General features: G+C 39.2%; 11 protein-coding genes. 5 read left to right on the forward strand and 6 right to left on the reverse strand.

Annotated features, from left to right (window positions below):
* Positions 1-21: 21 nt before the first annotated feature.
* Positions 22-1,764 carry a phospho-sugar mutase gene (locus ACHABU_RS07860; protein WP_435764055.1) on the reverse strand — a complete coding sequence of 581 codons (1,743 nt, stop codon included), beginning with the start codon at positions 1,762-1,764 and terminating at the stop codon, positions 22-24.
* A gap of 281 nt (positions 1,765-2,045) precedes the next feature.
* Between ACHABU_RS07860 and ACHABU_RS07865 the strand changes: the two genes are divergently transcribed.
* Both ACHABU_RS07865 and ACHABU_RS07870 read left to right on the forward strand, forming a co-directional pair.
* Positions 2,046-3,140, forward strand: coding sequence for an AI-2E family transporter (locus ACHABU_RS07865; RefSeq protein ID WP_435764057.1), 1,095 nt, complete (start codon positions 2,046-2,048; stop codon positions 3,138-3,140).
* A gap of 31 nt (positions 3,141-3,171) precedes the next feature.
* On the forward strand, positions 3,172-3,357 hold the full coding sequence (locus ACHABU_RS07870; RefSeq protein ID WP_435764059.1) for an SE1832 family protein: 186 nt from the start codon (positions 3,172-3,174) through the stop codon (positions 3,355-3,357).
* 41 nt (positions 3,358-3,398) lie between these two features.
* Here ACHABU_RS07870 and ACHABU_RS07875 read toward each other — a convergent pair whose 3' ends face one another.
* A complete protein-coding gene (locus ACHABU_RS07875) occupies positions 3,399-5,249 on the reverse strand; it encodes a cation:proton antiporter (protein ID WP_435764061.1) in 1,851 nt (616 codons plus the stop codon).
* Between the two features lie 306 nt (positions 5,250-5,555).
* On the opposite strand from ACHABU_RS07875, the gene recQ reads away from it, so the two are divergent.
* Entirely contained in the window at positions 5,556-7,703 is a 2,148-nt protein-coding gene (gene recQ / locus ACHABU_RS07880; protein WP_435764063.1) for a DNA helicase RecQ, read from the forward strand.
* A gap of 591 nt (positions 7,704-8,294) precedes the next feature.
* Here the strand turns inward: recQ and ACHABU_RS07885 are convergent.
* Positions 8,295-9,539: an aminopeptidase gene (locus tag ACHABU_RS07885; RefSeq protein WP_435764065.1), complete on the reverse strand. Its 1,245-nt coding sequence runs from the start codon at positions 9,537-9,539 to the stop codon at positions 8,295-8,297.
* 305 nt (positions 9,540-9,844) lie between these two features.
* On the opposite strand from ACHABU_RS07885, the gene ACHABU_RS07890 reads away from it, so the two are divergent.
* A complete protein-coding gene (locus ACHABU_RS07890; RefSeq protein WP_435764067.1) occupies positions 9,845-10,174 on the forward strand; it encodes a winged helix-turn-helix transcriptional regulator in 330 nt (109 codons plus the stop codon).
* A 74-nt stretch (positions 10,175-10,248) separates the two neighbouring features.
* On the opposite strand, the gene ACHABU_RS07895 is transcribed toward ACHABU_RS07890, so the two are convergent.
* From ACHABU_RS07895 to megL, 3 genes are all read right to left on the reverse strand, one after another.
* Positions 10,249-10,761 (reverse strand): acyl-CoA thioesterase, encoded by a 513-nt coding sequence (locus ACHABU_RS07895; RefSeq protein WP_435764069.1) that lies wholly within the window; start codon positions 10,759-10,761, stop codon positions 10,249-10,251.
* A 34-nt stretch (positions 10,762-10,795) separates the two neighbouring features.
* Entirely contained in the window at positions 10,796-12,235 is a 1,440-nt protein-coding gene (cls, locus tag ACHABU_RS07900) for a cardiolipin synthase (protein WP_435764071.1), read from the reverse strand.
* 205 nt (positions 12,236-12,440) lie between these two features.
* Entirely contained in the window at positions 12,441-13,625 is a 1,185-nt protein-coding gene (megL, locus tag ACHABU_RS07905; RefSeq protein ID WP_435764073.1) for a methionine gamma-lyase, read from the reverse strand.
* A 169-nt stretch (positions 13,626-13,794) separates the two neighbouring features.
* On the opposite strand from megL, the gene rarD reads away from it, so the two are divergent.
* Positions 13,795-14,700, forward strand: a complete 906-nt coding sequence (gene rarD, locus ACHABU_RS07910; protein WP_435764075.1) for an EamA family transporter RarD — start codon at positions 13,795-13,797, stop codon at positions 14,698-14,700.
* Positions 14,701-14,799: the final 99 nt, after the last annotated feature.

The raw sequence follows: 14,799 nt of genomic DNA on the forward strand, positions 1-14,799 counted from the left end.
TTCTTCATATCATAGTCTCTTCTATCTTGGTTGGTTAACCATTTCATCTAACATTTGATCCATCGTTTCCTTCAATGATTGTAGGAGTTGCTTACTATGATGATGGCTGTTTCCCCGAACTCCATAGTAGCATTTAAGTTTTGGCTCTGTACCGGATGGACGCAAGCAGACCCAACCATCCTGTTCAAGTATGAATTTCATCATGTTTTCCTTTGGAAGGTCAATGGTCTCTCTCGTATTATCAGCTACTATTATACGCTCACTGCTTAAGTAGTTTTCTATTTTCTCCACTTTAATTCCAGCAATTTCTTTTAATGGATTGGTCCGAATTTCATTCATAATAGTAGCAATCCGGTCAGATCCTTCTTTCCCTTTTAGCGTTAGTGAAGACATTCCCTCTAAATAATATCCATGCTTTTCATACAATACATCCAATGCATCAAACAATGTTTTTCCTTGCTGTTTCCAATAATAAGCCATTTCTGTTGCCATCATTGCTGATTGAACTGCATCTTTATCACGAACAAAACTGCTGATCAGATACCCATAGCTTTCCTCAAATCCGAAAACAAATGTTTCACCTGTCGAATCAAACTGATTAATCTTATCTCCGATGAATTTAAAACCTGTCAATGTATCTATGGTCTCCACTTGGTTTGCATCCGCTATTGCCCTTCCAAGTTCTGTCGTAACGACTGTTTTTATCATGCGGGAGTTTTGGTATATTTTTCGGTCACTGTGTGTCAAAATATAATCGAGAAGTAATGACCCAAGCTGATTACCTGTTAGGACTTGGTATTCCCCTGCTTTATTTTTAACCGCAACGCCTAATCTGTCTGCATCAGGGTCCGTACCTAGCAGGATGTCTGCATTGGTATTCACCCCTAGCTCCATAGCCATTTTAAAAGCCTGATGCTCTTCTGGATTTGGTGATTGAACAGTTGAAAATTCAGGATCTGGCTTTGCCTGCTCCTCTACAATTGACACATTCGTGAAATTCAGCTGTTCCAAACCTTTCGTAACAAGGTGATAGGATGTTCCATGCAATGGTGTAAAAACAATTTGCAAGTCTTTTTCCTGTTCCTGTACTTCAGAGCTCATTTTGGTAATTTGCTCCAGACGAGACAAGTATGCATTGTCTAGTTCAATTCCGAGCCAGCTAAGTAAACCCTTTTCTTCCAAATCCGCTTTTTCCAAATATGGAACCGTCAGCTCATCTTCTGTCTGTTTTATCGTATCGATAATTTTATCTGCTTCTTCTGGTGTAATTTGCCCACCATTTTCATTGTATACTTTAAAACCATTGTATTCTGGTGGATTGTGACTTGCTGTGATCATGATTCCAGCAGCAGTGCTTAAGTAACGAACTGCGAATGACAACAATGGTGTTGGTCTTAGTGATTCAAATAGATGTGTTTTTATTCCATAAGATCCAAGCACTTTTGCAGATTCTATAGCAAATTCCGGCGACATATATCTGGAATCATAGGCAATAACAACGCCTCTGTCTTTCACATTTACACGGTTAGCCAATAGGTAGTTTGCCAGGCCATTAACCGCTTTTCTAACGGTATAAATATTCATCCGGTTGATACCGGCACCAAGCAGACCTCTTATTCCACCTGTCCCGAAAGCCAATTCTTTGTAAAAGGCATCTTCCAGTGCAGCCTTATTATCCTTCTTGTTATGTAATTCTATTTTTAAAGATTCATCGAGATGTTTAAATGAACTCCACTTTTTATATGTATTTTCCCAATTCTCCATACGATAGCCCCCCGTACATCTATTTGCCAAAATTTTAGCACACTTTTGCACTTTATACTATAAGGACGGGTTCCAAAAGGAGGTTCAAAAGACAGTTCAGCTAGTACGAATGTGAAACATTGTTGTGTCATTCTTACCGGACTTTTTGAATATCCTCTATACGTCTAGTTTAGTTACTACCATTTATGGAAATAATCTAATAGATATATAGAAACTTTCTATTATCTCTTTTTGCAGGTAATATAGAAGTATACGAAAAAGTTGAGAAAGTAGTGATTTTAATGGTGCATAAACGCTGGTTCCGAGTTTTTATATTTTTTATTCTTCTCTTTTTGCTGATTTTATTAATTTCTAAAACAACCTTTATATTTATTCCAATTATACAAATTATGGGTGCAGTGGCGTTCCCTATCATTGGAGCTGGGATTTTTTATTACTTAACAAAGCCGATTATGCTCTTCTTTGAACGGCATAAAGTTCCACGTATCTTATCTATCCTACTCGTGTTCGTATTGATTATTATTGTTTTAACGATATTTGTACTATTTATCTGGCCAATTGTCAGGGATCAGGTTACGAATCTTGTAAAGAGCATACCTTCGATGATAAACATGGTAGAAGATTTTATCGATTATTGGCAAAGGAATTATACAGCTATTCCTGAACAAGTAATTACTGCAATTAACGATTTTACAAATAATCTTCCAACTATTATTGAGAGTACACTCGAATACTTATTTGGATTTATCAGTGGGTTTATTGGACATGTCATCAGTTTTGTTGCCGGTGTTGTTTTAATTCCTTTTTTCCTGTTTTTCATGTTAAAGGACGGGGAAAAACTCGTTCCATTTATCACTCATATTTTCAGTGAGAAAAAGGCAACGAATATCCGTAATCTGCTAGGTAAGGTAGATCATGTATTGTCTTCCTTTATACAAGGGCAGCTTATTGTCAGTTTTGTTGTCGGGATATTATTATTAATCGGCTATTTTATTATTGGACTTGACTATGCTTTGGCACTTTCATTGTTCGGAATGTTAACAAACGTTATACCGTATCTTGGACCATTCATTGCAGTGGCCCCTGCCTTAATTGTCGGCGTATTTCAGGATCCAATGAATCTGGTATGGGTTTCTATTATCATGCTGGTGGCACAACAGATCGAAAGTAACTTGATTTCACCAAATGTAATGGGACAGGCATTGGATTTACATCCACTTACCATTATTACAGTTATTCTGGCTGCGGGTAGTATTGCAGGATTTATCGGGATTCTGTTTGCAGTACCATTCTATGCCGTGTTACGTACGATTATTGTCCACTTTTATAGTACCTATGTGGAATCCAAAAAAGATAAAGATGATGCATTAATTTAAGGATATAGAAAAAAAAGGGGAGATTTTATATATGACGAAAGAAGAATTACAAACAAAGTTGGTTGAATTAAAATCAGATTATGTCCGTATTCAAAGTGACTTGGATAAATTGGAATATGTAAAAGGAAGGGTATCATCTGCAGAAGGGCAACTAATTCGTCTCGAAGGTGAAATTGCAGAAGTAAATCGACAGTTGGATGAACTAGAGGAAGCATAAAGAATAGGGAGCAAACCAAGTTTCTGGTTTGCTCCCCTTTTTTATTGATTCGAATTGCGGTTATTATCTAATTTAGCCTGAATCTTGGATTTCTCCTTACTTGGAGGTGTTAAACTTACGATCGTGTCTCCTGATACTGGTACGGTTCGCATTTCCTCAGAGAAGAATTTCAGTTGCCCGGAAGGTTTCACTAAATAAAGGAAAACAGTAGATGGATCTTTGTCTTTCTTATAAGCCTCCAGGTTATATTGCTCTGTCAGTGTTGTCTGACGTACAACAAAACCACTTTCCACTTTTTTATTCAAATCTTCCAGTAAAAACTTCTTATCAAATAATATTCTTCCGCCTACTTTGGACACAACACCGCTCGAGTAGCCATTATCAAACTGTGTGTAAGGACTTACCTTAAATACGTTTGTTCTGCCATATTCCGGTAAGAATGTTGTACAGACTAAAGAATTAAACGAACGCCCACTTGTCAGGGCAAGCATGTAATCATAAGGGATTGTATCCAGGTGATACTCTGTCTGTTCGGAAAGCATATCCCCATGAAAAGTTGGGACACCAGCTTTTCTTGCCAGACTCAGGTGTTCCCATGAAGCGTCCACAATGATAGCTGGTATTTTTGCTTTTGTTAATGATTTTGCTAATTCTACGGTAAATGGATTACTACCGACAATTAACGCTCCCGGATTTCCTTCCATCGAGAGATTTAACTTTTTCGCTAACCAGCCAATAGAAAAACCATGTGCTAAAACAGTAAAGAAAACGAGTGCAAAGGTCAGTGTTGTCAAAATGGATGCATCTTCATATCCAGCATCAGCTAAAACCGTTGCAAAGTAACCAGAAACTGTTAGTGCAACAATTCCACGTGGAGCAATCCAACCCAGTAACGCTTTTTCATTGAAAGACAGCCCTGTACCGATTGTTGATAAAAAGATGGACAAAGGTCTTACTGCAAACATCATTAATAATACGTAACCAATAATATTCGGACTGAAAACATGGAGAATCGTTTCCATTTCTAAAGAGGCTGTCAGCATAATAAAGATGGTCGATGTAAGAAGAACAGAAATGTTTTCCTTAAAGTGACGCATATCCGATATCGAGCTAATTCCCATGTTCGCTAATGTAATTCCCATCGCTGTAACAGATAAAAGACCAGTTTCATGCATAATTTCATCTGCAACAGTAAAACAAAGGATGACCACGACAACAACGGCCGAGGATTTCAGAAACTCTGGCACATGGCCTGTTTCAAACATCCACCCCAGTCCACGTCCAAGCGCCCAACCAAGGATTATTGCAAATAGCGATGCAGCAAAGAACAATAAAAGTTGTGATGGATCGGGGTTGTCAGCAGTGATGAACGTGATAATTTCAAATGCAAAAACTGCCAGTAATGCTCCAATTGGATCAACGATAATTCCTTCCCATTTCAGAATTTTAGCCGGTCTTGCCTTTAATTTTGACTGCCTTAGCAGCGGCATGATTACAGTGGGTCCTGTCACGATGAATAAACCACCAATGACAAACGAAACTGCCCACGAAAGCCCAGCTATATAATGAGCTGTCAGGGAACCAAGGATCCAAGCAATAAATGCGCCAACCGTAGATATTCGAAAAACCGGTTTCCCAATTCCCCGCAACTCCCTAAAACTTAGATTCAAACTTCCCTCAAATAGAATGATTGCCACTGCTACCGAAATGAGCGGACTATATAGTGGTCCAAAATCCTGCTCAGGGTTTATTAGGCCGAAAATCGGACCAATGAGTAATCCTGTAACTGACATTACAACGATTGCCGGCAAACGATAACGCCATGCCACCCACTGTGAACCAATTCCAAGAAATACAATCATCATAATTTCAAATAACAAAGATGGTACCATGCCATACCCCCTTATTCAGATTTCCCTAACTAACGCGTTGATAATATAGTCAAATGACAACCTACACGAAATGAGCGTGATATTTATAATGATATTTTATAGATGAATAAGCAAAATGTAAATTAATTAAGCCGTATTGTTATTTGACTATGAGGAATTGTCAATAATATTTAATGAATTGTTGATCATAAATATATTTTATTTTAAAGAGATGTGCGTATAAAATTCTATTTCCAACCAATTTCGTGCACAATGGAAAAAATATGTTAGGATAAGTTTATACATTTTATAAGGAGGCTCTGCAGCATGTTAGTGAAAGAAAAAAAAATCCTGCAAACTTATTTTGGCTACGAATCATTTCGCCCCGGACAGCAGGATACGATCGATCATATTTTACAGTTCAATAATACACTCGCTGTCATGCCAACCGGTGGTGGTAAATCACTATGTTACCAGATTCCTGGTCTATCCATGGACGGAACTGCAATTATTATATCCCCTTTAATCTCTCTTATGAAGGATCAAGTAGATGCTCTACAGGCGTTGGGTATCCCCGCAACCTTCATCAACAGCTCACTTTCAATAGGTGAACAGCAAACTCGATTACGTGATGTGGAGAAGGGCCGGTATAAATTTGTCTATGTTGCACCTGAACGCTTTGAATCCGGTTCTTTTGTAAATGTAATTAAACGTATCCCCCTTGCACTCGTTGCGTTCGATGAAGCACATTGTATATCCCAATGGGGACATGATTTCAGACCAAGCTATCGCTCCATCGTCCCCAACTTAAAAAGACTGTCCAATATTCCTGTCTTTGTGGCATTAACCGCTACAGCAACAGAGGAAGTTATTTCTGATATTAAGGAACTATTAAATATTACGGACAACCATGTCGTCAATACCGGATTTGAGCGAGCTAATTTATCATTCCATATTGTAAAAGGTAAAGATAAATCGTCTTACATACGATCATTTTTAGATGAACATCAAGAAGAGTCTGGAATTATTTATACTGCTACCAGAAAACAGGCAGACGCTTTGTATGACCAGCTTTCCAAACGCGGGATTACCGTTGCCAAGTACCATGCCGGATTATCGGAAGAAGAACGCAAGCAGGCACAGTCTGCATTCATCCATGATGAAAAGTCGATTATGATTGCAACGAATGCATTTGGCATGGGAATCGATAAGTCTAATGTTCGCTATGTCATTCACTATGCAATGCCTATGAATATCGAATCCTATTATCAGGAAGCAGGAAGAGCTGGACGTGACGGTGAACCAAGTGATTGTATCCTGCTCTTCTCCCCTCAGGATGTGCAACTGCAGAAGTTTTTAATCGAGCAATCCCAGATGGACGATGCTTCCAAGCAAAATGAATACCGTAAATTACAAGCAATTATCAATTACTGTCATACACATGGTTGCCTGACTTCATTTATTTTGGATTATTTTGATGATACCGTAGTAAAGGCAACATGTGGTCGGTGCAGTAACTGCGTGGAGCGCCAGGAAAAAGTTGATATTACGGAAGAAGCGCAAATGATCTTATCTTGTGTGAAACGAATGGGAGAACGGTTCGGTGTTGGAATGACTGCCAAAGTTCTGAAAGGGTCAAAAGATAAAAAAATAAAAGATTTCCGTCTCGATAAAATTCCCACGTATGGAATTTTGTCTGCCTATACCGAGAAAGAGCTCACCGAACGAGTTCACTTTCTTATTGCAGAGCAACTACTCGGAACCGAAGAGGGACAATATCCGACATTACGGTTGAATAAAAACTCCGTAGATGTGTTGAAAGGGAATCGGCATGTTGAGATGTATACAGCTCCAATTCCAACGAGTGACGAAGCTGATTACCATGAGGACTTATTTACAAAACTCCGCGTACGAAGGAAGCAAATTGCAGATGAGAAAAATGTACCGCCATATGTACTGTTCTCCGATGCAACCTTGAAGGAACTAAGTCGCTATTTCCCCACCTCTAAAGAAGACATGCTGGAGATCAAGGGAGTCGGTGAAAGGAAATACGAACAATATGGTGACGACTTCTTGACCGTCATCAAGGAATGGCGAGCAGCCCACCAGGATGTGAAACAAAAAATAAGGATTAGTGATTCTGCAACGAGCCGACCAAAGGCAAAGAAAACCGGTGATGATCGGCCGAGTCATTTGATTAGCTATCAAATGTTTCAATCAGGAAAATCTATTAAAGATATTGCAGCAATCCGCGACTTTTCAAAAATGACTATCGAGAATCATATCTTCAAAGCATTTCAGGATGGCTACCCGCTCGCATGGGGAATCTTTTTTGATGAGACGGAAGAAGCTGCTGTGATTGCTGCGCATAGTCAACTTGAAGAGAAGAAGTTGAAGCCACTGAAAGAAGCATTACCAGAAGAATATGATTATACGAAGATTAAAGCAGTTTTGATTAAAAATGATTTGATGTAAAAGGAACCGCCCGTAAATATATATAACGCTGGACGGTTCTTTATTGGCCTAAACACGGAATAAAAATAGCGATGCACCTCCCAAGAGATGCATCGCTTTTTTTATCTAGGTACTTTTCTTAATGTCTGTTACTTTATAAACCTCGCAGTTGAGATAGAATGCGACGTAACTGCTTTTCCCGCCGTCCGGGATCGCTCTGGGCGGATGCTTTCCGCGGGCACGGCCTCAGCCCCGAAGAGAAAACCACTCTTCAGGTCTTCGGACACGTGCTGTTCCCGCAGGAGTCACCGCCCGCCGCTCACCCGGACTGGTAAAGCTGTATGACGATATTTTAGCTACACCCGTTAATGTAGTAATCGTCAGCAATCTTCTAATTAGCTCTGGGAAATAAACGGATACTCCTACGGGAAGAGAGGCTCACCAGCCGCCCACGAACCGTAAGTATATTTCCCAGAGCGGTCGCCGAAGTTTCTGCATACGGATAGAAAACCAGCAGTTACTTCGTAGTTTATAGATTTTGTGACAAAACAACAATTTTCGGTGGGGCGAGTAACCGTAGATTCAAAACTTTTACTAAAAAGCCTTTATTTATTACTCGCCTTTTACATTCAGTGCCCATGTTCCATTACGGAATACGGCTTCGGTTGTACCGTCTGCTCGTACACCATCAATGTCCATCTTTTCGGATCCAATCATGAAGTCCACATGGATGAGACTATCGTTTACACCATGCTTATCTAGCTCTTCACCACTCATCGCAGATCCACCTTCCAGATTAGTTGGATAAGCTTTTCCTAAAGCAATATGACAAGAAGCGTTCTCATCAAATAATGTATTATAAAAAATCAATCCGGATTGGGATACAGGTGATTCATGTGGCACTAATGCAATTTCACCAAGTCTGCGTGCACCTTCATCAGAGTCGAGCAGATGCTTTAGTACCGCTTCCCCTTGCTCTGCTTTGAAATCAACTACTTGTCCATCCTTAAAGGTAAGACTGAAGTTATCAATCAGGCTGCCACCATAGTTAAGCGGCTTCGTACTGGCAACTGTTCCATTGACACCATATTTGTGAGGCATTGAAAATACTTCTTCTGTTGGAATATTTGGATTGAATGTAACACCGCCTTCTGAAACAGCCGATCCACCTTTCCATCTATGACCAACAGGTAGTTCCAATTCCAAATCTGTTCCAGGTGCTTTAAAGATAAGCTTCTTGTAATTTCTGTCATTCAATACTTCACGTGCAATTTTTAATGTCTCATTGTGTGCATCCCAGGCTGCGATTGGATCTTCCTGATCAACACGGACAATTTTCAAGATGGCATTCCATAGGCTATCGACTGCATCTCCTTTTGATTGTTCCGGGAAGATTTTTTGTGCCCAATCCCCGGATGGAATGGAAATAATGGACCAGGTAATTTTGTCGTTCATTGTATATTTACGGAAATTTACCATTGCTTCCGCTGCTGCTTTATTTGCCTTTGCTACACGGGAAGGATCTATGTCTTTTAATAAATCGGGATTTGTTGAACGAATGTTTAATACTGCTCCACCATCTTCCGCAAGTGCATCATGAAGTTTTACTCTCCATTCCGGATAGTCGGCAATCACTTCTTCGGGAGCGTTTTCATATCTCAACAACGTCAATTCGTCATCAGTCCAGTTAATATGTACGTCTTTCGCACCTAATTTATAAGCTTTGCGAGCAACAATCTTTGTGAAATCCGCTCCCTCAATGGGGGCATTAATCATCAACGTTTGTCCTTTTTGTAAGTTTACTCCTGTTTGTAACGCTAACTCCGCATATTTTTCCTGAGTCTGTTGGCTCACCATAATTTAACCTCCACAAGATATTCGTATTATGTGTTACTAAAACAACGCATCGTATAACCAGGATACCTTATCACTATCTCTCTACACACACTATATACCTATTATTTCATATTATCCGGAAAATTACCAAAATCCATCTCCCTCTATGAAGTATTTTAGTCTGTATTATCCTAAAAGTTTTCAATTCTATTTACGTTATAAAGGTATTATGTTAAAATGTAGAATAAGTTACTTTTTGTAATTCATGTAGAAATAATGACAATAACTCCTATAAACGCTATTTATAAAAGAATGAGGTGATCTTCATGGAGATCTTATGTCCAAGGTTTGAAAAGGCTATGGGGCTTCTTAGTACACGTTGGGTTGGTTTAATACTGTTTGAACTATTAAAGGGCACGAAGCGCTTTTCAGAGATGGAAACAGATTTGCCCATAAGTGGAAGACTACTCTCTGACCGATTAAAGTTACTAGAAAAAGAAGGTATCGTTGAACGCAAAATCTATTCCGAATTTCCTGTTCGTATCGAATATTCCTTATCGGACAAAGGAAAAAGTCTAGAACCAGTCATAAAAGAAATTCAACACTGGGCCAATAACAACGTTACAACGGAAGAACTGGAAGACCAAAACGCTTAATAAAAACAGGACTGCCAAGGCAGTCCTGTTTTTAAATTCATTAATGGCTATCTAGTCGCCTTCGCTTTTGTACATTATTCCATTGCATATTTCGTTCCGAATGTTTTGGCTAGTTCTTTGGAGTTCTTCCTTCTTTCTTCGCGACGTTCCGCCCGGAGTGGTGCGCTCTCATGAAGCATTTTTTCGTGATCTGATTCGGGATAAACGGCTGCGACCGGGACTGGTTTACCGCCAGAATCAACTGCTACAAATGTCATAAAGGCTGTCGTACATACTTTTCTTTCTCCTGTTACGATATCTTCAGTTATTGCCTTTGAGAAAACCTCCATCGACGTGTGGTGTGTCCATGTCACAAATGCCTCTATGGAGATGTAATGCCCAACTTTTACCGGTGCAAGGAAATCAACCGAGTCTGTTGATGCTGTCACTACGAGGTTTTTGGCATGTTTTACTGCAGCAATTCCAGCAATATCATCTAAGTGTGCCATTAACTTGCCACCAAAAAGTGTTCCATAAGCGTTTGTGTCAGGTGGAAGGACGTGTGTTGTTTTTAATGCAATTGATTTTGAACATGGCTTTGCTTCCATGTGAATTCCTCCTAACAATTTCTCGTTGTACGAACTATAGGACCGGAGAGATCAATCTGGAAATGGACTCCTTAAAACGTACCCCTACCGATCTCTTTTCATAAAGTTTTTTCGTCATCTGTGTGGATAACTCAATATCTTCGTTAAATTTCTGAACCAACTTTTCGGCGATAACTGGATTATATAAGAATGCATTTACTTCAAAGTTCAGTCGAAAGCTGCGAACATCAATATTTGCAGTACCTACCGATGCAATTTTTCCATCTACGATAATTGTTTTCGCATGAAGGAATCCATTTTGATAAATAAATATTTCTGCTCCAGCATTTAAAAGGTCGCCACTATTAGAAAGTGTTGCCCAATAGACAAAGGGATGATCGGGTTTATTCGGGATCATGATTTTTACATCTACTCCCGATAATACTGCTATCCGTAATGCATCACGAAGACTCTCATCAGGGATGAAATAGGGAGTTTGAATATACACATATTCCTTTGCGGCCATAATCATTTTAATATAGCCATTCTTAATTTGTTCCCATTCCGAATCCGGACCACTGGAAACAATTTGTACACCAATATCACCACTGGGACTTGTATTGTAAAAATGCTCATCATAATGAACTTTCTCGTGGGAGGCCTGATTCCAATCAAGAATGAAACGCGTCTGCATGTTTTGCACAGCATCTCCTGTCAGCCGTAAATGTGTGTCCCGCCAGTAGCCAAACTTCTTGTTTTTACCAAGATATTCGTCACCAACATTGAATCCACCGATATAGCCGACCTTTCCATCAACAATCGTCAATTTCCTGTGATTTCTAAAATTAATCTTGAGATTGAAAATAAACTTTGAAGGGAAAAAGGCTTCCACCATGACACCAGCATTTTTCAAACGTTTTATATAGCTTTTTTTTAATGAGCGTGAACCCATGGCATCATACAATAAACGAACATCTACACCTTCGTTCGCCTTTTTGATTAGCACTTCAGCCAGGCGTTCGCCAAGCCCATCACTGCGTATAATATAATATTGTATATGAATATGGTTGGTCGCTTTTTGTAGATCCAGAATTAATGCATTAAACTTTTCTTCTCCATCGGTAAGAATATCGACATGATTATTTTGCGAAAAGATGGCATCATCATTCCGTAAATGCAGATATACCAAATCTCCGTATGGTGCTAATTTCTGGTTATTAAAGATATGTTCCTTTTCTTCAATTAATCTTAGTTGTGCTTGAACAGTTGTTTTGACACCCATTCTACTTCTTTTATCCCACGTAAAAATCCGCCGTTTGCTTATTGGTTTGCCAAAGACCAAATAAAGGAGAAATCCTGCAATTGGTATAAATAGAAGGACCATTAGCCAAGCCCATGAAGAAGTGGGATCTTTTCTTTCCAAAAATACAATAGAAGCCCCTAATGCTATATTTAAAAAAATGATAAGTCCTAATAAAAAAGATAGTATCTCCATGACTGATAGCCCCCCTCCTCTCTCTAGAGTATATGTAATCTTCTACATTATAATATAGCATAGAAATTTATTCCAAGATAATTAAGACAAATTGACAACGTTAATGCCTTTCATTTCCGCAGCTTTTCCCGACTTATAATCGATGCAAAAATAAAACACGCCTACTCCAGTTTTTACTGGTTCAGACGTGTATAGGTATACCCTTTTATATTTTATTTAAAGCCTGCTCCAAGTCAGACCAAATATCCTGCCATGCTTCCAGACCGACAGAGAGTCGAAGCAATTGATCAGTTATTCCCATTCCTTGACGGGTTCCAGCGGGAATTACTGCATGGGTCATTGTGGCAGGGTGCTCAATTAATGATTCTGTATCTCCAAGACTCACCGCAATCTTTAAGAAGGTTAAATGGTTCAGTACTTGCTGTGCCGCTTTTTTATCTCCTTTGATTTCAAAGGAGATAACCCCTCCCCCGCGTTTCATCTGCTTTTCCGTGATAGAAATATCAGGGTTCTTTTCGTCACCTGGATAATAAACATACGCCACCTTTTGATGATCCTTTAGTTTTTCCACGATTTTTTCTGCATTATCACAATGACGATCAAGTCTAACTGGCAATGTTTTGAGACCTCGAAGCAAAAGCCAGGCATCAAATGGGGATATCACACCACCAATATCCTTTTGTGTTGTGCATGCAACTAAATCGATAAATGATTCTTTTCCTACCGCCAAACCGGCAATAACGTCCCCGTGTCCTCCGATATATTTCGTTGCACTATGAATAACGACATCACAACCAAGGTCTAGTGGGCGTTGTAAATATGGGGTAGAAAACGTATTATCAACGACTACAGGTATCTGATATTCGCCTGCAACTTCAGCTACCATCTGTAAATCGATGAGCCTCATCGTCGGATTAATTGGTGTCTCCACATAAATCACAGCAGTTTCAGGTTTAATGGCCGCTCGGAGTCCAGCTTTTGTTTTCATATCTGTGTAATCCGTAATGATATTGTATTTTTCTTCCATCATCGTTAATAGTCCAAATGTACATCCGTACAATCCAGAAGAACATACAATGTGATCATTTGCCTTTGTCAATGCAATTAGTACAGCTGAGACCGCCGCCATGCCTGACCCAAAAGCAAGACCTTTTTCACCGTTTTCCAATGCTGCTATCCGATCTTCAAGGACACGAACAGTCGGGTTACCAAGTCGGGAGTAAATATATCCCCCTTCTTCACCAGCGAAGCGACGTTCTCCTTGTTCTGCATTTTCAAAGGTGTAGGTAGAAGTTTGAAAAATTGGTGGAGTGAGACTTCCAAGCATCGTTTTTGAATCATAGCCCTCATGAATGACAGCAGTTTCAAAATGGTCCTGTTTCTTTTTCATGAAATGACTCCCTTCACATACATTTACAATTAATAGCCTTTACTACTATCATAAAGGAAATCGCAATTATTTGAAAGCGTTTTCTTTATTAGTCTCCAAGCCTAGTTATTGCTTTATTCATTTTTTCAATCTACTATTATCATAGTCTCATTTAAAAAGGAGAAAAAAGATGGATAGTCGTCAGACAAAGCTAGGGATTCTATATACATTTAGTGCATATCTCCTATGGGGTTTTCTTACAATGTACTGGAAACAGCTCGAATATGTTCCTGCTGGCCAAATTCTAGCGTATCGCATTGTGTGGTCATGTGCTTTTATGCTTCTGCTCGTTATTTCATTAGGAAAATGGCTGCCATTCATTCAGGAATGCCGTGCAATTATGAAGGATAGAAAAAAGTTATTGGGTATTACTGCAGCTTCCATCGTCATCAGTATGAATTGGTTTTTATTTATTTGGGCCGTTGTCAGTGGCCATGTACTACAGGCAAGTCTGGGCTATTATATTAATCCTTTAATCAGTATTTTACTTGGAATAATAATCTTAAAGGAGTCCGTCTCAAAAGGACAGGTCATTTCTTTTATCCTTGCTGCAACTGGTGTGCTTTATCTTACTTTCAGCTATGGTGTTTTCCCATGGGTATCTCTGATGCTGGCCACATCGTTCGCATTATATGGCTTGTTGAAAAAAACGGTGGATATTGGTGCTTTGTATGGTTTAACGATTGAAACAATGATTGTTGCACCAGTTGCCCTTATTTATTTATGGATGATTCCAGTAAATTCCTTTACGATTCAGCCATTTATTACCGCTACAAATCTATATTTAATTGGAGCTGGAATCGCAACAGCTGTTCCTTTATTACTCTTTTCAAGTGGAGCCAAACAGATTCCTTTAGCTATGGTAGGTTTCCTGCAGTACATTACACCAACGATGATGCTTATTTTAGGTGTATTTCTCTACAATGAAACGTTCACCACGGCTCATTTAATTACATTTATTCTTATATGGACTGCACTGTTCATCTATATGTTCTCTGTCTACAAAAGACCAAAGAGACAGACCGAATCGGAATAGCTTGTGTAAATTCCAACAGTTAACTGGGATAAACTAGAATATCTTTAATAACCACTTTGGTAACCTTGGTTATTGTTTAAAGCCTTTTAATCATCGCAG

The organism is Oceanobacillus sp. CF4.6, from assembly GCF_051262635.1.
Classification (GTDB): Bacteria; Bacillota; Bacilli; order Bacillales; family Amphibacillaceae; genus Oceanobacillus.